Source organism: Brachybacterium sp. AOP3-A1-3 (assembly GCF_052378285.1).
Classification (GTDB): Bacteria; Actinomycetota; Actinomycetes; order Actinomycetales; family Dermabacteraceae; genus Brachybacterium.
Map to the genome: position 1 here is coordinate 1 of NZ_JBQSXM010000013.1, position 19291 is coordinate 19291.

Here is a 19291-nt window from a genome sequence, read left to right on the forward strand (position 1 = left end):
CCCGGTCATCACCGGGGGCCCCCGCCCGTGATCGTGCTCCGTGGACGGAGCGAGCTCCGGAGACGGAGCCGTGGGTCAGTCCTTGCCGCCCAGTCCCTTCTGGATGAGGTCCATGACCGACGCGTCGGCGAGGGTCTGGGTGTCCCCGACCTCACGGTTCTCGGCGACGTCCCGCAGCAGGCGGCGCATGATCTTGCCGGAACGGGTCTTCGGCAGCTCGGAGACCACGAGCACCTTCCTGGGCTTGGCGATCGGGCCGATCTCCTTGCCCACGTGGGCACGGAGCATCTCGGGCACCTTCTCCTCGCCACCGGCGGCGGAGATCGCCTCGTCATTGCCCGAGCGCAGGATCACGAAGGCGACCGGCGCCTGCCCGGTCGTCTCGTCGTTCGCGCCGACCACCGCGGCCTCGGCCACCCACTCGTGGCTGACCAGGGCGGACTCGATCTCCATCGTCGACAGGCGGTGCCCGGAGACGTTCATGACGTCGTCCACGCGGCCCAGCAGCCAGATGTCGCCGTCCTCGTCGCGCTTGGCGCCGTCGCCGGCGAAGTACATCCCCTCGAACCGCGACCAGTAGGTCTCCTTGAAGCGCTCCGGGTCGCCCCAGATGCCGCGCAGCATGCCCGGCCACGGCTTGTCGATCACCAGGTAGCCGCCCTCGCCGTTCGCGACCGGCTTCCCGGACTCGTCGACGACGTCTGCGCTGATGCCGGGCAGCGCGACCTGCGCCGAGCCCGGCTTGGTCGAGGTGATGCCCGGCAGCGGGGAGATCATGATGCCGCCGGTCTCCGTCTGCCACCAGGTGTCGACGATCGGGCAGCGGTCCCCGCCGATCACGCGGCGGTACCACATCCATGCCTCGGGGTTGATCGCCTCTCCGACGCTGCCGAGCAGACGCAGCGAGGACAGGTCGAACTTCGCCGGGATCTCCTCGCCCCACTTCATCGCGGTACGGATCGCCGTGGGCGAGGAGTAGAACTGGGTGACCTTGTACTTCTCGATGATCTCCCACCACCGACCCTGGTGGGGGCTGTCCGGCGTGCCCTCGTAGATCACCTGGGTGGTGCGGTTGGCCATCGGCCCGTAGACCACGTACGTGTGGCCGGTGACCCAGCCGACGTCCGCCGTGCACCAGTAGACGTCCGAGGACGGCTTGATGTCGAAGACGGCGCGGTGGGTGTACGCGGCCTGCGTGAGGTACCCGCCCGTGGTGTGGATGATGCCCTTGGGCTTCCCGGTGGTGCCGGAGGTGTAGAGGATGAACAGCGGGTGCTCCGCCTCCACCCAGACGGGCTCGTGCTGGGTGGACGCGCTCTCGCGGGCTTCGTGCCACCAGACGTCGCGACCCTCGGTCCACTCGACGTCGCCACCGGTGCGACGGACCACGAGGACCTTCTCGACGCTGTCGCCGCCGCCGGCGAGCGCCTCGTCGACGGCGGGCTTCAGCGGCAGCTGCTTCCCGCGGCGGTTCTGGCCGTCGGCGGTGATGACGACCCGCGCATCGGCGTCCTCGATGCGCGAACGCAGGGCGTCGGCGCTGAAGCCGCCGAAGACGAGGGAGTGCGGGGCGCCGATACGGGCGCAGGCCAGCATCGCGAAGGTCGCCTCCGGGATCATCGGCAGGTAGATGGCGACACGGTCGCCGGTCTTCACCCCGAGGTCCGTCAGGACGTTCGCCATCTTGCTGATCTCGTCCTTGACCTCGGCGTAGGTGAAGGTCGCATCGGAGCCGTCCTCATACTCGGCGTACAGCGCGACCTGCTCTCCGTGCCCGGACTCCACATGCCGGTCCACGCAGTTGTAGGCGGCGTTCAAGGTGCCGTCGGCGAACCACTTCGCGAACGGCGGATCGGTCCAGTCGAGGGTCTCGGTGAAGGGGGTCTTCCAGCTGAGCAGGCTCGCCCGCGCCCTCCAGAAGGCCAGTCTGTCGCGCTCGGCCTCCTCGTAGAGGGAGGGGCGGCCGACCGCGTTCTGGACGAACTCGGAGGAGGGGGAGAAGGTGCGGGTCTCCTGGGAGAGGTTCTCGATCCCGGTGGCGGCGTCGTCAGTCATGAGTACTCCTGGTTCACGGGCCCCGGGGCCGCCGGGGCGTAACGGACGCGCCAACCGTATCGCAGGAGACCCACGTCACGGGCACGGTCCACCGCGTGGACGTCCGACGTCTGATGCCCGGTATGACGACTGACGACTCGTCGCTGATGTTTTTCGCCCGAGGCCGAGGAGTGACGCCCGAGGCCCGAGGGATGACGCCCGACGCGACCCGAGCACCCCGTGTCACACCGCGGGGTGGATCTCCAGGTGCTGACCGTCAGGATCGGTGACATGGACGCTGCGCACCGCCCCACCCTCGACCAGACGCGCGGGATGACCGCTCGCCGTGAGCCGCGCGGCAAGCTCCCCGAGATCCTCGGTGGTCGTGAAGCCGAGGTGGACGAGCGGGATCCGCAGATCTGGATGGGCCGAGTCCCTTCCGGGCCTGGAGGCCGACTCCCCCTCGGCCGAGGCGTGCAGGCCGATCCCGCCGGAACCCGGGTTCACGAGGGCCCGGTAGGACGGACTGCCCGCGTCGGCCGGAACGAATCCGAGGGCACCGAAGAACTCGACGTCACGGTCCCGCTCGGCCCCTACGGCGCTGGCTCGGACGGCGACCACGGACAGCCGGGCGTCCGCTCCAGCGCCGTCATGGGCGACGTAGCCGTAGTGGTCCTCCTGATCCTCGTTCAGGCCGATCGCCTCGCCATGAGGCCCGGCGATGTTCCCCTGGCGCCCATAGGCCTCGTCCCAGACCGTCACCTCGAGCCCGGCCTCGCGCAGCTGCTCGGCCGCGGCGTCGGCGGAGCGCACGACCATGCTCAGCTGGGTCTCCCCGGCCGGGGAGAGCGTCGCCGAGGTCGATGCGGAATGGACCATCACGCGACCACCGCCGCCGGCGACGAGCTCGGCGTACTGATCACTCGGCGAGGTCAGCAGCGGGGCCATCCCCACGACGCAGAGGAAGTCGATGAGCGCGCGAGGGTTCGCTGTGAACCGCAGCGGGAACACCGCGAAGGCACGGGGATCCGGGGTGGTTCGGTGGGCTGCAGCAGGATGTTCGGTCATGTCGATATCTCCTCAGGCGTCGTCGCGCTGGGTGGTGGAGGGGGTGAGGTACTGCGTCAGCGCGGTCTCGACGAGGGCGCTGAGGCTGGTGGACTCATCGATCGCGCGGTGCTTGACCGCGACCACGAGGCCCTTGGGCAGGTACACGTTGAACTGCACCTTGGGTGCACGGGCGGAGGAATCCGAAGCATCTACCATGCCAGAATGCTAGCATCCTTGCCACCGAGTTCAAGGGCCGGGCAGATCGGCGGAGACGCAGGCAGTGGGACTATCGTGGGATCTCGGGGCCCTCGATGCCGCCGTCTCCCAGTTGTCATCGCCGGAGCCGGCTCGTCCGAGCGGTCTCGATCGTCGCCATCGGATCTGACCGGCCCCCTGTGCCAGCACACGGTCGATTCCGAGGATGGCGTGCCCACGGACCGGCATCTGATGCATCTCGCGGCGCGCGCCGCCCATGAGCCCGGCGTGCGGGATCGAATTCTCTCTCCTGGTGCCTCTCGCTGCGGCTCCTGGTGAGTCTCCCGGGCGGAATAATGGTGGGATTCGACGTGATGGTCGCAGTGGGAATCGTGAAGGAGGAGGTGGCCCGGTGAAGATGCTCCCGGTCTCGGCCACCCTGCGTGCGCGGGTCGCCCTGGCACCGCGCGCGGTGGTGCTCATCGACAGGTTCGGCACGCTCACGGCGCAAGAGCTGCTCGCTCAGGCGCAGCTGTATCGGCATCGTCCCGGATCGGCACTGCCGGGACGCGGCCATTCCCCGTGGAACCTGCTTCCGGCGCACGCGCCGCTGCGACAGATCATAGTCACCGCGCTCTCCAGCGATGCCCCGCTCGAGCTGCGATCCAGCGGTGTCACCGAGCACCTCTCGCCGCGGCGCCGAGGCCCGCTCACGCCGTCGCAGTTCCTCACCCTGCTGGATCTCGGCCGACGGATCGGCCTGCGCCCGGGTCGCCGGGTGGCCAGCGCCGCCCCCGGGGTGCACGGGCACGGACTCCTGGTGGCGCTCGGTGCCCTCGCTCTCGGCTGCCCGTTGCTGGATCTGTCCCATCTTCCGGCCGCCGAGCGGGTGGATCTGCTGCATCGGCACGCCATGGACCTGCTCGCCGGCGCCCCAGTCCATCTGGTCGAGCTCATGCTCGCCGACCGCGAGCTGGGCGGGAACCGGCCGGTCCGCATGGAGCGCGTGATCTCCGGATCCGATGTCCTGTCCCCGCAGCTGCGAGCCGATCTGTCCCGGCACTTCAGAGCGCGTGTGCACGACGTCTACGGCACGGCGGAGACGGGCCCGCTCGCCGTCGACGGCCGCCCGCTGCGCGGCATCCGCCTGCGCGAGCGCGACGGCCGGCTGCTGGCCCGCACCCCGTTCACCGCGGGGCGCACGTTCTTCACCGATCGAGGTGAGATCGACACCGACGGCACCGTCCGGATCACCGGCCGCACCGATGACGCCCTCAGCCCGGGCGGCATGGTGCACGATCCGATCGCCGTGGTGCGCCTGCTGCGCACCCACCCGGGAGTCACCGCAGTCCAGCTGCGGGTCGTGCATGATGCGGAGCTCGGACCGTGCACCGTCGCCGAGGTGACGCTACCTGCGGGGATCCCGGCGGACGCCGCTCCGCTCCCGGAGGAGCTGCGTGCTCTGGTCCGAGATCATCTCGGCGCGGCGTCGGTGCCGCGCGAGGTGCGGTTCAGCAGTCCGGGACGCTGACGGGCACCGCGGTGACCGCGAGACCGCCCATCGCGGTCTCCTTGTAGCGTTCGTTCATGTCCTTGCCGGTCTGACGCATGGTCTCGATGACCGTGTCCAGGGAGACGAAGTGCTCGCCGGTGCCGCGCAGCGCGAACCGTGCCGCGGTGATCGCCTTGACCGCGGCCATGGCATTGCGCTCGATGCAGGGAACCTGCACCAGACCGCCGACGGGGTCGCAGGTCAGCCCGAGATTATGCTCCATCGCGATCTCGGCGGCGTTCTCGACCTGGGCGGGCTTGCCGCCCATCGCCTCGCACAGGGCCGCGGCGGCCATCGAGCAGGCCGAGCCGACCTCGCCCTGGCAGCCGACCTCCGCGCCGGAGATCGAGGCGTGCTCTTTGTACAGGGAGCCGATCGCGCCGGCCGTGAGCAGGAAGCGCACGGCGATCTCGTCGGGGTCGACCCCGTCGATGTAGGTGGTCGCGAAGAACAGCACCGCCGGGATGATTCCCGCGGCGCCGTTGGTGGGCGCGGTGACGACGCGGCCGCCGGCGGCGTTCTCCTCATTCACCGCGAGGGCGGCGAGGGAGACCCACTCGAAGGCGTTCATCGGCAGGCGCACCGGGTCCTCGGCGCTCAGCGAGTCGTACCAGGAGGCGGCGCGGCGCTTGACCTCGAGCCCGCCGGGAAGGGTCCCGCTGGTGGCGGTGCCCCGCCGGATGCAGTCGTCCATGGACTGCCAGATGGTGAGCAGGCCGGAGCGGATCTCCTCGTCGCTGCGCCACTGGCGCTCGCGCTGCAGCATCGCCTCGGAGACGGAGATGCCCTGGTCCTCGCACACCCGCAGCAGTTCGTCGCCGGTGGTGAAGATCGCGCTGCCCTCACCCTCCGCGGCGACCTCGGCGATCGAGCGGCCCATATCCGCCTCGTCGACCACGAAGCCGCCTCCGACGGAGAACATGGGCCGACGCACGAGCTCCTCGCCCGCGGCGTCCAGGGCCATGAAGGTCATCCCGTTGGAGTGCTGGGGCAGGAAGGTCAGAGGGTGCAGCACGATGGCAGAAGGTCGCAGATCCACCTCGAGCCGGCCGCCCAGCAGCAATCCGCCCTCGGCCTCGATCCTGGCCACGCGCTCCCGCCCGGAGATCGGGTCGACGGTCTCGGGATCAGAGCCTTCCAGACCCATGACCACGGCGTCCAGGGTGCCGTGCCCTGTGGCGGTGGCGGCGAGCGACCCGTACAGGTGCACCTCCACCTGGGCGACCCGCGGCCCGACCTGTTCGTCCTCGAGCACGTCGTGGGCGAACTGGGCCGCCGCGCGCATCGGACCGACCGTGTGCGAGCTGGAGGGCCCGATACCGATCTTGAACAGGTCGAACGTGCTGATGCTCACCGTCCGCCTCCTCGACGTGGGCTGCGGGACGGGGCACCGGAGCTGCCTCGCGCGCCACCCTTCCCGGCACCACCCTTCCCGGTGCCGCCCTTGCCTCCGCGACCGCCGGCCTGGCCGCCGCGCTCGCCGGCGCCGTCCCGGCCTGCACCACCACGTCCTCGGCCGCGGTCCTGGGCGTCCCGCCCGGCGGCCTCCGCAGTGCGCTGTCCACGACGGCCACCGACCGCGCGACCACCGCCAGACCGCGGCCCGCCCTGGCGAGACTCCGCGGCGCCGGCGTCCCCGCGCGCGCCTCGAGTCCTCGTACCGGCGCCGCGGTCCCCGGCACCGCCACCACGAGAACCAGCACCGCGACCACCAGCTGAGCGTCCTCCGGCAGTGCGACCTCCAGCGCTGCGGCCCCCACGACCCCCGGCATTCGTCCCCTCGGTCGCGGGATCCTCCTCCCAGGAGGCGCGGCGCTCCTCGTTCGCACGGCGCTCCTCGGCACGACGGGCATCCGCCCCGGAGGTGCGTCCGATGTCGAGCTTGCGGGGCGCGCCCTTGTACTTCACGAGCGCCGGGTCCTCCGCGGGCTCCCCGGCGGGATCCTGCCCTCCGAGCAGCTCGAGCGCCGGGTCCTCCGCGGTCGCGACATCCGCCCAGGTGGCCTCGACCCCGGCGTCGCGGATGATCCCGCGGGTCCTGTTCACCTGGTGCGGCAGAGCCAGCGTGACCACCACGCCCGTTGCGCCGGCGCGGGCCGTGCGACCGGAGCGGTGCACGTACTCCTTGAGATCGTCGGACGGGTCGACGTGGACCACCATCGTGACGTCATCGATGTGGAGGCCGCGGGCCGCGACGTCTGTCGCGACGAGCACCGGATAGGCACCCTCGCGGAAGCCGGCCAGCACGTTGATGCGCAGCCCCTGCTGCTTGTTGCCGTGCAGCGCGGCCGCGCGCACGCCGACCTCGAGCAGCTCCTGGGCGACGCGCTCGGCGCCGAGCTGGGTGCGGGTGAACATCAGGGTGCGGCCCTCGCGGGCGCCGAGCTGCGCGGTGACCGACCGCTTGGCCGACGGCTCGATCGCGAGCACGTGGTGATCCATCGTGGTCACGGCCGCGCTGACCGGGGTCGTCTCGTGGCTCACGGGGTCGACCAGGAAGGTGTCGACGATCTCCTCGACCTGGCCGTCGAGCGTGGCGGAGAACAGCATCTTCTGGGTGCCCATCGGGATGGCGGCGAGGATGTCGCGCACATCGGGCAGGAAGCCGAGGTCGGCCATGTGGTCCGCCTCGTCGACGACCGTGCTCTCGACGAGGTCCAGCTGGAGCGCGCCGCGCTCGGCGAGGTCGATCAGACGCCCCGGTGTCGCGACGACGATCCCGACGCCGCGGTTGATCGCGTCGGCCTGCTTCTCGATGTTCATCCCGCCGGCGACGAGCTGCGCCTTCACCCCGACCGCGCGGGCGAAGGGGTGGATGGTGTCGACGACCTGGACGGCGAGCTCACGCGTGGGGACCAGCACGACGCCCAGCGGGCGCTTGCGGTGCACCTTGCGCCCGCGGAAGCGTGAGGTCATCGCCAGGGTGAAGGCGAGGGTCTTGCCCGAGCCGGTCTCTGCGCGTGCCAGGACGTCGCGTCCTGCCAGAGCATCCGGCAGGATCGCCGACTGGATCTCGAAGGCCCGCTCGAGTCCCTGATCGGCGAGGACGCCGATCAGTTCATCGGGCAGAGCCATGTCCTCGAAACGTTCCCCACTGTGGGCGGAACGACGACGGGCCTTGGGCATGGTGATCCTCCTGACGATACGAACACCGCCATCATCCCGCATGTGCCGACCGTGGGAGACTGGAAGGACGATGTTGCGCACACTCATGACCTCGAAGATCCACCGAGCCACCGTCACGCAGGCAGACCTGCACTACGTGGGCTCGGTGACGATCGACCCCGTTCTCACCGAGGCGGCCGGTCTCGTCGAGAACGAGCAGGTCACGATCGTGGACATCACCAATGGTCACCGCCTCACCACCTATGTGATCGAGGGCGAGCGCGGCAGCGGCGTGATCGGCATCAACGGCGCCGCCGCCCATCTCGTGGCCCCCGGTGACCTCGTGATCCTCATGGCCTACGGCCAGCTCGACGAGACCGAGATCTCCTCGCACCGGCCCCGCGTGGTGCATGTCGACGAGAGCAACCGCATCGTCGCGATCGGCGACGACGGCGCACAGCCCGTCCCGGGGATGCCGGACCAGCTCTGCGGCCGCGAGTCGCACGGCATGCTCTGAGCCGTCCCCACGGCACTCCGCCTCGGCACCTCGCCTCGCACTCCGTCCCGGCACCTCGCCTCGGCACGTCGCCACGGCACCTCGCTTCGGCACTCCGCCCCGGTACCTCGCGATCGCCCATCCGTCCGGCCGCGGCAACCGGTGGACACGGGAAGCCCCTTTCCCGCTCGACGTCTAGGATCTCCCCCGTGAACACCGCCCAGCCCCCTCCCCTGCTGTGACCGGGGTCCTGGCCGGGTTCTTCATCGTCTGGTCTCTCATCGCCGTGGGCTGGGTGGCAGGTCGCACGGGCGTCCTCGGGCCCCACGGCCGCTATGTGCTGAACCGGGCGACCTTCTTCATCGCCTCCCCCGCCCTGGTCCTCGTGGGCCTGCTGAGCTCGGACCTGCGCGAGATCTTCTCCGTGCCGATGGCTGTCGCAGGCATCTCGGGGCTGGCCACCGGCGGTCTGCTGGTCCTCGGCGTGCGGCTGTTCACGAAGCGCCGGGGCACCGAGCTGGTGGTCGCGGCGATCAGCGGTTCCGTGGTCAACGGGGCGAACATGGGCTTCCCCATCGCCGCCTATGTGCTCGGGGACATCTCCCATGCCCTGCCGGTGATCCTCTTCCAGCAGGCCGTCTACAACCCGCTGTACCTGTTCGTGCTCCACCAGATCACGGAGAAGGAATCGCTCGGCCCCCGGGGCGTGGCGCGCAGCATCGGCGCGAATCCCACGATCATCGCCGCCGCGGTGGGCATGCTGCTCGCCGTGCTCGGCGCGAAGGTCCCGGACGTCGTGCTCGAGCCGATCCAGTCCCTCGCCGACATGGCCATCCCCGCGATGCTGCTCGCCTACGGGCTGTCCCTGCACGGCTCCCGGCCCCTCGCGAAGGACGACGGATATCGCGGCCTGATCGCCGTCTCCTCGAGCGCGAAGCTGCTCGTGATGCCCCTCATCGCGCTCGGCATCGGCCTGCTGTTCGGGCTGTCCGGGCACTCGCTCTACGAGGTCGTGGTGATGGCCGCGCTGCCCACGGCGCAGAACGTCTATGTCGCCGCCGCCCGCTACCGAGCCGCGGAGAACCTCGCTCGGGACACTGTTCTGATCACGACGATCGGGACGGTCGTGGTGCTGCTCCTGATCTCCGGCGTGCTCGGCGTCTGACCGCCGAAGATCACTCAGAACGGGGACGGGCCCGGAGTGCCGGGCGCCAGCTCCTGGTCGAGGAACAGGCTCGCCGCACCGATCGCCCCGCCGTCATCGCCGAGCTGCGAGTTCTCCACCACGGCGCGGCCCTCGACCAACCAGTCCGCCAGAGCCTCCTGCACCTGCGCGGTGCCCACGGACCTCAGAGCGGGCCAGGTCGGACCGCCGATGATGATCCGTCGCGGGTCGTGGATACCCGCCAGGAGCCGCACCGCGGCACCCAGGGCGTTGCCGTGGTCGGCGATGACGCTCCGTGCCGGGTCCGAGCCATCCTCCGCCGCCTGCGAGAGGGCCGCGAGCGCGGCGGTCATGTCGTCGCCGGCTGGCAGAGGGACGCCGAGAGAGCGCGCGCTGCCCACCAGGACATGAGCGTCGGTGTAGAGGCTGAGGCAGCCGGCGCGGCCGCAGGAGCAGATCTCCTCCGCCCGGCCGATCGGCAGGTGCCCGATCTCCCCGGCCTGCGTGCTGCCGCCGCGGTGCACCCGTCCGTTGGCGCTGATCGCGGAGCCGACGCCATGCCCGACATAGAGGTACAGGACGGTCTGCGACGCATCGAGATGCCGCGACCAGATCTCCCCGGTGAGGGCGGCGTTGGTGTCCTTGTCGAGCATCGCCGGGAGCCCTGTCGCCGCGCTCAGCGCGTCGACCACCGGGACATCGCGCCAGCCGGGCATCCACGGCGGATCGCGCAGGATGCCGGCCTCGGCATCGAGACCGGCCGGGGCCGCGATGCCGATCCCGAGCAGCCGACGGCCGGCGGGCAGGGCCTCCTGGGCATCGGCCCGCTCGTTCCGCTCGGCGGGGTCCTCGACGGGCTCCGACGGCCGTGCCCCGAGGGATCGGGTCAGGGCCCCGATCGCGTCGGCGATGCGTGCGATGTCGGCCTGAGGATCCTCCGTCGGCGGCTCGAGGGTCGCTCTGGCCACGGGACGGGCCGCGAGGTCGCAGACCACGACGGTGATGTGGGCGGGGTCCAGGTGCACCCCGATCGCGAGGCGCGCATCGGCGACCACCCGCAGCAGCGTGTGCGGCTTGCCGGGGCCGGAGATCCGCCGTCCGGCCTGCTCGATCAGCCCGTCCGCCAGCAGGCGGCGCGTGATCAGGGAGACCGCCTGCCGGGAGAGATGACTGCGCCGGACCACATCGGCCTGCCCGATGCCCTCCGGGGCGCTGCGGATCGTCTGGAGCACCAGCTTCTCGTTGAACTCGCCGATGTCCGTCATCGATGATCCGCGCATCCCACCCCTCCTCACCTCGCCTGACGCCTGCCCGACGACGATATCGCTTAAGCGGTTATTGCATTAGTCCATCGGTGTGAGTAACCTACCTCACAGGAACAGCGTGGTCCGTGCGCCGAGGTCGGCACACCCACGAAGGCACCGATGCCTGGCGTTCCGTTCCACCGCTCCGATGGCGGCGCGGTGAGTACCCGAAGGGAGAGCGATGAGCGCGAGCGAAGCCATTGCCACGGACACACCGCGGGCCGGATCATCCGGCGCCGGCCCCGTCGCAGACCGCACTGCGCGAAGCGGGCCCAGCGCCCGGAACGGCACCGGCGGAAAACCCGCCAAGAGGAAGCTCACCGGGCGCGAGAAGCGCAATCTCCGGGTGGGATTGCTCTTCATCTCCCCGTGGATCATCGGGGTCGCCGTCTTCGTGATCTACCCGTTGATCTACTCCTTCGTGATCAGCCTGACGCAGTACTCGGGCATGCAGTCCCCGACGTTCATCGGGTTCAAGAACTACATCGCCGCGTTCGCCGACCCGATGGTGCACACCTCGGTCGGCAACACCGTGTACTACATGCTGCTGGCGGTGCCGATCGGCCTGATCATCGCCCTCCTGCTGGCCCTGGCGATGAACCGCAACGTGCGGGAGGTGGCGATCTACCGCACGCTGCTGTACCTGCCCTCGCTGATCCCGATGTTCGCGATGTCCTTCATCTTCATCGTGTTCGTGAACCCCCAGTTCGGCATCGTCAACCAGTTCCTGGGGCTGTTCGGCATGCCGGACACGAACCTGCTGGGCGAGCCGCGCTACGCGAAGATCGTGATGATCGTGATGGCCCAGCTGGGTGCGGGCAACGCCGCCCTCATCTACCTCGCAGGCCTGCGCAACATCCCCGAGACGCTCTACGAGGCCGCCCGCATCGACGGGGCGAGCCGCATGCGCCAGTTCTTTTCGATCACCGTCCCGCTGCTGACCCCGACGATCCTGTTCAACCTGATCACGGGCGTCTCCGGCGCGATGATGGTGTTCACCGAGGCGTTCATCATGACCAACGGCGGTCCGGACAACTCCACGTTGTTCTACATGCTGTACCTGTACCGCAACGCCTTCTCGTACGGGCAGCTGGGCTTCGCGTCCGCGCTGGCCGTGCTGCTGTTCCTGTTCGGCATGCTGCTGGCCGGACTCATCTACTGGCTCTCGCGCCGGTTCGTGAACTACGACGTGTCGGCCGGCTGAGGAGCAGAACATAACCATGGCTATCAATACTCTCGAGACCGGGACGCAGAATCTCGGTCAGTCCCCCACCAAGATCAAGTCGCGGTCGAACTACGGCCGCAACCCCGACGGCTCCCGTCAGGGACCGGTCGGCAAATGGGTGTCACGCCTCGTGATGCTCGTCGTGCTCGTCCTGTTCTCCCTCCCGCTGTACTGGATGCTGATCTCCGCACTCAAGACGCCGGAGGAGCTTGCACAGTTCCCACCCACCCTGTTCCCCACCGAGTTCCGGTGGCAGAACTTCGCCGACGCCGTCACGGTGATGCCATTCTGGACCTTCTTCCGGAACACCGCGATCATCACGATCAGCGTGGTGGTCTTCAGCGTGGTCTCGAACTTCATCGTGGCCTACGGCTTCTCCTGCATCGAGTGGCCGGGCCGCAACAAGGTGTTCTTCATCGTGCTGGCCACCCTGTTCCTGCCGTTCCCGGTCACCCTGATCCCCATGTTCGACATGTGGGCGGGTCTCGGATTCGTCAACACCTGGGTGCCGCTGATCGCACCGGCACTGTTCGCCGGAGGGTTCTTCACCTTCCTCCTGCGGCAGTTCATGCTGCAGACCCCGAAGGACATGATGGACGCGGCGCGCGTGGACGGTGCCAGCGAATGGGCCATCGCCTGGAGGATCGTATTCCCCACCGCACGCCCGGCCGTCACGGTCATCGCGATCTTCGCGGCCGTCGGCACCTGGAACGACTTCATGGGACCGCTGATCTACCTGCAGGACACGAGCAAGCAGACGCTCTCCATCGGTATGCAGGTGTTCCGCTCCGTGAACTCCCAGGACATCCAGTTCAACCTGCTCATGGCCGCATCCTTCCTGGTGCTGCTGCCGCTGGTGATCCTGTTCTTCATGTTCCAGCGCTACTTCATCAGCGGCATCACTCTCGGAGGCTTCAAGTGATCGATCGTCGAACCCTGCTGCGCGCCCTCGGCGCCGGCGCGAGCGTGACCATCGCCGGCGGCTCGATCGTCGGCTGCACCAACCGACCCGTCGGCGAGGAACGCGACCCCAACGTCGTGAAGGTCTGGGGAATCTGGGCCTCGGACCAGGAGAAGGAAGCGAAGGTCGTCGAGGCCTTCACGGAGAAGCATCCCGATATCAAGGTCCAGATCTCCCAGGTTCCCTCGAACGGTCAGGGCGATGCCTCCAGCGTCATCACGGCCGTGCGCGGTCGTACGGGACCTGACGTCTACTTCATGGACCGGTTCAACGGGGCGCAGTTCGCCTCTCTCGGTCTCCTCGAGCCGATCGACGGCCTCATCGAGGAGCACGAGGGGGTCAGTCCCGAGGAGTTCATGTCCGGGTGGGTCAAGTTCGCCACCGACGAGCTGTTCTACGACGGCCAGTACTACGGTCTCCCGATGGACACGGACACCCGTGGCCTGTACGTCAACCTGGATCTCGCGGACAAGGCGGGCATCGACCCGGCCCTGCTGGATCCGAAGAACGGCCCGATGTCCTACGACCAGATGTGGGAGATCAACGACCAGTTCAACGTCCAGGACGACCGTGGAACCTACGAGCGGGTGACGTGGATCCCCTGGGACGACCAGGCCTCGCTGCTCATGTGGGCCATGGCCAATGACGTGCCGTTCTTCTCCAACAAGACCTGCCACACGCTCTTGGACTCTCCCGAGATGCTCGCGGTCGCGAAGATGTACTCCGGGTGGATCGAGCGCCTGGACTTCCACCGGCTCGACGCGTTCAAGGCGACCTATCAGCCGCCCAACGCGCCACCTACCCAGACCTCGTTCTTCTCGGACCGTCAGCTGTTCCAGATCACCGGCCCGTGGGGCGTGCAGGGTCAGGCGGATTACAAGCCGGACATGAAGTACGGGGTCACCTATCTCCCCGTGCCGAATGAGGGCGACGACCCCTTCACCTGGGCCGGCGGCTTCGCCCTGGCGATGCCCAAGGGCGCAAGCATGTCGAAGGCGTCCTGGGAGTTCTTCAAGTTCTACGCCGGGTACGAGGGCCAGAAAATCCTCATGCCCCAGATCAGCCGCATTCCCACGAACATCGAGACTGTCAAGGATCCCAAGGGCTGGAACCGGGACATCTCCTTCTTCGTGGAGCTGATGGGCGTGGCCAAGTCGCGTCCGCCGCTGCCGGTCGGCACCAAGCTGTGGGACGCGATGTTCACCATGCAGGGCAGCCTCAACGAGGGCTCCAACACCCCGGAGAACCTCGTTCAGGAGGCACAGGCCTACGTGGACCCGACGATGCAGCAGTTCTGCCCGGTCTCCCTGCCCGAAGGATTCGGGGAACCGGATCCGAACTTCGACGTCAAGGACGTCGAAAAGGCCGTGGACGCCTGATCCTGTCCGTCACCCGGCCCGACCGTCCCGGAGCGGGGCGGAAGTCCTCGAACTTCCGCCCCGCTCCGACGACGTCCGCCCACCAGCACAAGCACGCGTTCCGCTGCCGGGGGATGCCGTCGGACCACCGACCAGCTCTCATCCACAGCCGTCCCCTCACTGGAACCACCCTCAGAGGAAGTCAATGATCGATCGACGAACCCTGCTCCGCGCCCTCGGCGCCGGCGCGAGCGTGACCATTGCCGGCGGCGCGATCGTCGGCTGCTCGAACCATCGCGTCGGAAAGGAGCGCGACCCGAACACCGTGAAGCTCTGGGGCCTCGGCGCCGCGGATGCCGAGAAGGAGGCGACAGTCCTCGAGGCCTTCTCCGAGCAGCACCCGGACGTGAAGGTCGAGGTCTCCCAGGTGCCCTCGAACGGCGAAGGAGATGCGTCCAGCGTCATCACGGCGATCCGCGGCCGAACGGGGCCGGACCTCTACTGGATGGACCGCTTCAACGCACCTCAGTTCGCCTCCCTCGGGCTCCTCGAGTCCATCGACGGTCTCATCGAGGAGCAGGAGGGAGTCAGCTCGGAGGAGTTCATGTCGGGGTGGATCAATTTCGCCACCGACGAGCTCCACTACGATGGCCAGTACTTCGGACTGCCGACGTCCACGGATACCCGCGCCATGTACGTGAACATGGATCTGGCGACGGAGGCGGGCATCGACCCCGCGCTGCTCGACCCGAAGAACGGCCCCATGACCTATGACCAGCTGTGGGAGATCAACGACTCCTTCAACGTGCAGGACGAGCGCGGGACGTACGAACGCGTCACCTGGATCCCCTGGGACGATCAGGCGAAGCTGATCATGTGGGCGATGGCCGCCGACGTCCCCTTCTTCGACAACTCCACCGGCCACATGCTCCTGGACTCCCCGGAGATGCTCGACGTCGCGACGATGTACGCCGGGTGGATCGAGAAGCTGGACTTCCCACGCATGGATGCGTTCAAGGCGACCTACCAGCCGCCGAACGCGCCACCTGCCCAGACGTCGTTCTTCTCGGACCGTCAGCTGTTCCAGATCACGAACCCCGGAGCCGTGCGCAGCCTCGCGGACTACAAGCCCGACATGAACTACGGCGTAACCTACCTTCCTGTGCCCTCCGACGGCGATGACCCTTTCAGCTGGTCCGGTGGATTCGCCCTGGCGATGCCCAAGGGGTCGAGCATGTCGAAGCCGGCCTGGGAGCTGATGAAGTTCTACGCGGGCTACGAGGGCCAGAAGATCCTCATGCCGCCGCTCACCGGCATCCCGACGAATCTCGAGACCATCGCGGACCCGGAGGGATGGGATCCGAGGATCGAGTTCTTCGTCGAGCTCCTGGACGTCACACAGTCCCGCCCTCCCCTGCCGGTCGGGACGAAGCTGTGGGACGCCATGGAGACCATGCAGGGCAGCCTGACCCAGGCGTCCGACACCCCGGAGAACCTGGTGAAGGAGGCACAGCACTACGTGGATCCCACGATGCAGCAGTTCGTCCCCTTCTCGCTCCCCGAGGGCTTCGGCGAACCGGACCCCAATCTGAAGCTGCCCCAGGGCTGATCGCCCGCCCCACCGTGTCCTCCTGCGCCCTCGTGGTGACCGCACTCTGGTCACCACGAGGGCGCGGTACGATGAACACGTGACACGACGGCTTCTGCTTATGCAGCCGCGTCGGACAAGGCCCGCGCCCGCCCCGCGCTCCTGAGCGCGCTGGTGTGCCTGTGCGGGCACCGACGCGGCTCCCCTCGCCTGCGCGAGGGTTTTTTCATGTCACGCGACACCTGACGGCATCTGCCGCACCGATCCTTCGGAGGACGATTCACCCATGAGCGAGGCCCCGTACCGCTACACCGCCGCCGTGGCGGACGAGATCGAACGCCGCTGGCAGCAGCGCTGGGACGAGGACGGCACCTTCTACGCCGACAATCCCGTCGGCGAGCTGCGCGGCGAGGTCGAGTCCCTCGAGCAGGCGGTGTCCGCGTCGGCCGCCGGTTCCGCGGAGGCCGCCGAGAAGATGTACATCATGGACATGTTCCCCTACCCCTCCGGGGCGGGGCTGCACGTGGGCCACCCGCTGGGGTACATCGCGACCGACGTCGTCGCCCGCCACCAGCGGATGATGGGCAAGAACGTCCTGTACACGATGGGCTACGACGCCTTCGGCCTGCCGGCTGAGCAGTACGCCGTCCAGACCGGCACCCACCCGCGCACGACCACCGAGTCGAACGTCGCGAACATGCGCCGTCAGCTGCATCGGCTGGGACTGTCCCACGACTCCCGCCGGTCGCTGGCCACCACCGACCCTGCGTTCGTGAAGTGGACGCAGTGGATCTTCCTGCGCATCTTCGACTCCTGGTACGACCCCGAGGCGCCGAACGCCGACGGCGTCACCGGCCGGGCCCGTCCCATCGCCGAGCTGCGGGACGAGCTGCGCGCCGGCACCGTGGACCCCTTCGCGCTGGCGGACCGCCAGAGCATCGATCTGCCCACGACCTGGTCGGACCGCTCCCCCGCCGACGTCTCCGCCGCCTCCGACGCCGAGATCTCGCAGCTGGCCGATGCCTTCCGCCTGACCTACATCTCCGAGACGCCGGTGAACTGGTGCCCGGGCCTGGGCACCGTGCTGGCCAATGAGGAGGTCACTGCCGAGGGCCGCTCCGAGCGCGGCAACTTCCCGGTCTTCACCCGGCGCCTGCGCCAGTGGAACATGCGCATCACCGCCTTCGCGGACCGCCTGATCGACGACCTGGACCGGGTGGACTGGCCCGAGTCGATCCGTTCGATGCAGCGCAACTGGATCGGTCGCAGCCACGGCGCACAGATCACCTTCCCCACCGCCGGCGTCGCGACGGACCCGAACGCCTCCTTCGACGTCTTCACCACCCGCGCGGACACGCTGTTCGGGGCCACTTTCTGCGTGCTCTCCCCCGAGCATCCGCTGCTGCAGGACCCCTCGGCCCTGCCTGCCTCCTGGCCCGAGGGCACCGCAGCGTCCTGGACCGGCGGAGCAGCCACCCCGCGCGAAGCGGTCGAGGCCTATCGGGCCCGCGCCGCCGCGCTGGGCGAGGACGAGCGCACGGCCGATGACCGCGAGAAGACCGGGGTGTTCACCGGCCTGGTCGCGACGAACCCGATGGACGGCCGCGAGCTGCCCGTGTTCACCGCGGACTACGTGCTGACCGGCTACGGCACCGGCGCGATCATGGCCGTGCCCGCGGAGGACGTGCGCGACCACGCCTTCGCCACGAAGTTCGACCTGCCCATCATCCGCACGGTGCGGCCGCCCGCCGATTTCGAGGGCGGCGCCTGGACCGGCGAGGGCGAGAAGATCAACTCCGCCAACGCCGATCTCGACCTCGACGGCCTGGACAAGGACGAGGCGAAGGCCCGCGCGACCCAGTACGCGAGCGACAAGGGCTTCGGCCGCGCCCGCACCACGTACCGCCTGCGGGACTGGCTGTTCTCCCGCCAGCGCTACTGGGGCGAGCCCTTCCCGGTGGTCTACGACCCGGAGAACCCCGAGGTGCCGATCCCGCTGCCGGAGTCGATGCTACCGCTGGATCTCCCCGAGGTCGCCGACTTCTCCCCCAAGACCTTCGACCCCCAGGACGCGGACACCGAGCCGCAGACCCCGCTCTCGCGCGCCACCGAGTGGGCCACCGTCGAGCTGGACCTGGGCGAGGGCCTGAAGACCTATCACCGCGAGACCAACACGATGCCGCAGTGGGCCGGTTCCTCCTGGTACCACCTGCGCTACATCGACCCCACCGAGGACGACGTCCTGGTGCGCCGCGAGAACGAGGAGTACTGGCTGGGCGCTCGCGAGGACGGCGGCGTGGGCGGTGTGGACCTCTACGTGGGCGGCGTCGAGCACGCCGTGCTGCACCTGCTGTACGCGCGCTTCTGGCACAAGGTCCTCTTCGACCGGGGTGACGTCTCCAGCCAGGAGCCGTTCCACCGTCTGTTCAACCAGGGGTACATCCAGGCCTACGCCTACACCGACTCCCGGGGCGTGTACGTCCCGGCCGAGGAGGTCGTCGCCGAGGCCGACGGCACCTTCACGTACCAGGGCGAGAGCGTCACCCAGGAGTACGGGAAGATGGGCAAGTCGCTGAAGAACGCGGTCGCTCCCGACGACATGTACGAGGAGTACGGCGCGGACACCCTGCGCGTGTACGAGATGTCGATGGGTCCGCTGGACCTCTCGCGCCCGTGGGAGACCCGGGCCGTGGTCGGCTCGCAGCGGTTCCTGCAGCGGCTGTGGCGTCTGGTGGTCGATGAGGAGTCCGGCGACCTCACGGTCTCCGACGAGCCGGCGGACCTCGCCACCCAGCAGGCCACGCACCGAGCCATCGACGGGGTCAGCCGCGACATGGCCCAGATGCACTTCAACACGGCCATCGCCAAGCTCATCGAGCTGGTGAACCACCTGACCAAGGTCGGGGCCGCGCCGCGCGAGGCCGTCGAACCGCTGGTGCTGATGGTCTCGCCGCTGGCCCCGCACCTGGCGGAGGAGCTGTGGTCCCGCCTGGGCCACGACGAGTCCATCTCGCGTGTCTCCTACCCGGTGGCGGATCCGGCGCTGGTCAAGGCCGATATGGTCACCTGCGTCGTCCAGGTCAAGGGCAAGGTGCGCCACAAGATCGAGGTCGACCCGGAGATCTCCGAGGCCGATCTGGAGGCCCGTGTCATGGCCGAGCCGCGGGTGCAGGAGGTCCTCGAGGGCCAGACCGTCCGCAAGGTCATCGTGCGCGCCCCGAAGATCGTGAACATCGTGGTCTGATCACGACGTCTCCG

14 protein-coding genes are annotated in these 19291 nt (G+C 68.8%); 8 read left to right on the forward strand and 6 right to left on the reverse strand.

Going from position 1 to position 19291, the window contains the following annotated elements; all coding sequences use genetic code 11:
• Positions 1-75: 75 nt before the first annotated feature.
• From acs to ACT3T5_RS14845, 3 genes are all read right to left on the reverse strand, one after another.
• Positions 76-2055, reverse strand: coding sequence for an acetate--CoA ligase (gene acs, locus ACT3T5_RS14835; RefSeq protein WP_444579165.1), 1980 nt, complete (start codon positions 2053-2055; stop codon positions 76-78).
• A gap of 222 nt (positions 2056-2277) precedes the next feature.
• Positions 2278-3102, reverse strand: a complete 825-nt coding sequence (locus ACT3T5_RS14840; protein ID WP_444594754.1) for a hypothetical protein — start codon at positions 3100-3102, stop codon at positions 2278-2280.
• Between the two features lie 12 nt (positions 3103-3114).
• A complete protein-coding gene (locus tag ACT3T5_RS14845) occupies positions 3115-3300 on the reverse strand; it encodes a ribbon-helix-helix domain-containing protein (RefSeq protein ID WP_444579162.1) in 186 nt (61 codons plus the stop codon).
• Positions 3301-3697: 397 nt separating this feature from the next.
• On the opposite strand from ACT3T5_RS14845, the gene ACT3T5_RS14850 reads away from it, so the two are divergent.
• Entirely contained in the window at positions 3698-4810 is a 1113-nt protein-coding gene (locus ACT3T5_RS14850) for an AMP-binding protein (RefSeq protein ID WP_444594797.1), read from the forward strand.
• Here ACT3T5_RS14850 and ACT3T5_RS14855 read toward each other — a convergent pair.
• Together ACT3T5_RS14855 and ACT3T5_RS14860 are read right to left on the reverse strand one after the other, a co-directional pair.
• A complete protein-coding gene (locus ACT3T5_RS14855) occupies positions 4791-6185 on the reverse strand; it encodes an L-serine ammonia-lyase (RefSeq protein ID WP_444594755.1) in 1395 nt (464 codons plus the stop codon). The two genes, ACT3T5_RS14850 and ACT3T5_RS14855, sit on opposite strands and share 20 nt — an antisense overlap.
• Positions 6182-7957, reverse strand: a complete 1776-nt coding sequence (locus ACT3T5_RS14860) for a DEAD/DEAH box helicase (RefSeq protein WP_444594756.1) — start codon at positions 7955-7957, stop codon at positions 6182-6184. The genes ACT3T5_RS14855 and ACT3T5_RS14860 overlap by 4 nt, the downstream gene beginning before the upstream one ends.
• Before the next feature lie 70 nt (positions 7958-8027).
• On the opposite strand from ACT3T5_RS14860, the gene panD reads away from it, so the two are divergent.
• A complete protein-coding gene (gene panD, locus ACT3T5_RS14865) occupies positions 8028-8453 on the forward strand; it encodes an aspartate 1-decarboxylase (protein WP_444579158.1) in 426 nt (141 codons plus the stop codon).
• A 217-nt stretch (positions 8454-8670) separates the two neighbouring features.
• The gene (locus ACT3T5_RS14870; protein ID WP_444579157.1) at positions 8671-9597 is read left to right on the forward strand and encodes an AEC family transporter; all 927 of its coding nucleotides are present in this window, start codon (positions 8671-8673) and stop codon (positions 9595-9597) included.
• Between the two features lie 14 nt (positions 9598-9611).
• Here the strand turns inward: ACT3T5_RS14870 and ACT3T5_RS14875 are convergent, their stop codons facing one another.
• A complete protein-coding gene (locus tag ACT3T5_RS14875; RefSeq protein WP_444594757.1) occupies positions 9612-10877 on the reverse strand; it encodes an ROK family transcriptional regulator in 1266 nt (421 codons plus the stop codon).
• 205 nt (positions 10878-11082) lie between these two features.
• On the opposite strand from ACT3T5_RS14875, the gene ACT3T5_RS14880 reads away from it, so the two are divergent.
• The 5 genes from ACT3T5_RS14880 to leuS all read left to right on the forward strand — a co-directional run bounded on the left by ACT3T5_RS14880 (position 11083) and on the right by leuS (position 19277).
• Positions 11083-12105: a carbohydrate ABC transporter permease gene (locus ACT3T5_RS14880; protein ID WP_444594758.1), complete on the forward strand. Its 1023-nt coding sequence runs from the start codon at positions 11083-11085 to the stop codon at positions 12103-12105.
• A 16-nt stretch (positions 12106-12121) separates the two neighbouring features.
• Entirely contained in the window at positions 12122-13048 is a 927-nt protein-coding gene (locus ACT3T5_RS14885) for a carbohydrate ABC transporter permease (RefSeq protein ID WP_444594759.1), read from the forward strand.
• Positions 13045-14466, forward strand: coding sequence for an extracellular solute-binding protein (locus ACT3T5_RS14890; RefSeq protein WP_444594760.1), 1422 nt, complete (start codon positions 13045-13047; stop codon positions 14464-14466). Before ACT3T5_RS14885 ends, ACT3T5_RS14890 begins: the two co-directional genes overlap by 4 nt.
• Before the next feature lie 184 nt (positions 14467-14650).
• Positions 14651-16054, forward strand: a complete 1404-nt coding sequence (locus ACT3T5_RS14895) for an extracellular solute-binding protein (RefSeq protein WP_444594761.1) — start codon at positions 14651-14653, stop codon at positions 16052-16054.
• 265 nt (positions 16055-16319) lie between these two features.
• Positions 16320-19277 carry a leucine--tRNA ligase gene (gene leuS / locus ACT3T5_RS14900; RefSeq protein WP_444594762.1) on the forward strand — a complete coding sequence of 986 codons (2958 nt, stop codon included), beginning with the start codon at positions 16320-16322 and terminating at the stop codon, positions 19275-19277.
• Positions 19278-19291: the final 14 nt, after the last annotated feature.

Coding starts and splice junctions, on each gene's coding strand:
- acs (WP_444579165.1), bottom strand. CDS start 2,055: ATGACTGACGACGCCGCCACCGGGATCGAGAACCTCTCCCAGGAGACC.
- ACT3T5_RS14840 (WP_444594754.1), bottom strand. CDS start 3,102: ATGACCGAACATCCTGCTGCAGCCCACCGAACCACCCCGGATCCCCGT.
- ACT3T5_RS14845 (WP_444579162.1), bottom strand. CDS start 3,300: ATGGTAGATGCTTCGGATTCCTCCGCCCGTGCACCCAAGGTGCAGTTC.
- ACT3T5_RS14850 (WP_444594797.1), top strand. CDS start 3,698: ATGCTCCCGGTCTCGGCCACCCTGCGTGCGCGGGTCGCCCTGGCACCG.
- ACT3T5_RS14860 (WP_444594756.1), bottom strand. CDS start 7,957: ATGCCCAAGGCCCGTCGTCGTTCCGCCCACAGTGGGGAACGTTTCGAG.
- panD (WP_444579158.1), top strand. CDS start 8,028: ATGTTGCGCACACTCATGACCTCGAAGATCCACCGAGCCACCGTCACG.
- ACT3T5_RS14875 (WP_444594757.1), bottom strand. CDS start 10,877: ATGCGCGGATCATCGATGACGGACATCGGCGAGTTCAACGAGAAGCTG.
- ACT3T5_RS14880 (WP_444594758.1), top strand. CDS start 11,083: ATGAGCGCGAGCGAAGCCATTGCCACGGACACACCGCGGGCCGGATCA.
- ACT3T5_RS14885 (WP_444594759.1), top strand. CDS start 12,122: ATGGCTATCAATACTCTCGAGACCGGGACGCAGAATCTCGGTCAGTCC.
- ACT3T5_RS14895 (WP_444594761.1), top strand. CDS start 14,651: ATGATCGATCGACGAACCCTGCTCCGCGCCCTCGGCGCCGGCGCGAGC.
- leuS (WP_444594762.1), top strand. CDS start 16,320: ATGAGCGAGGCCCCGTACCGCTACACCGCCGCCGTGGCGGACGAGATC.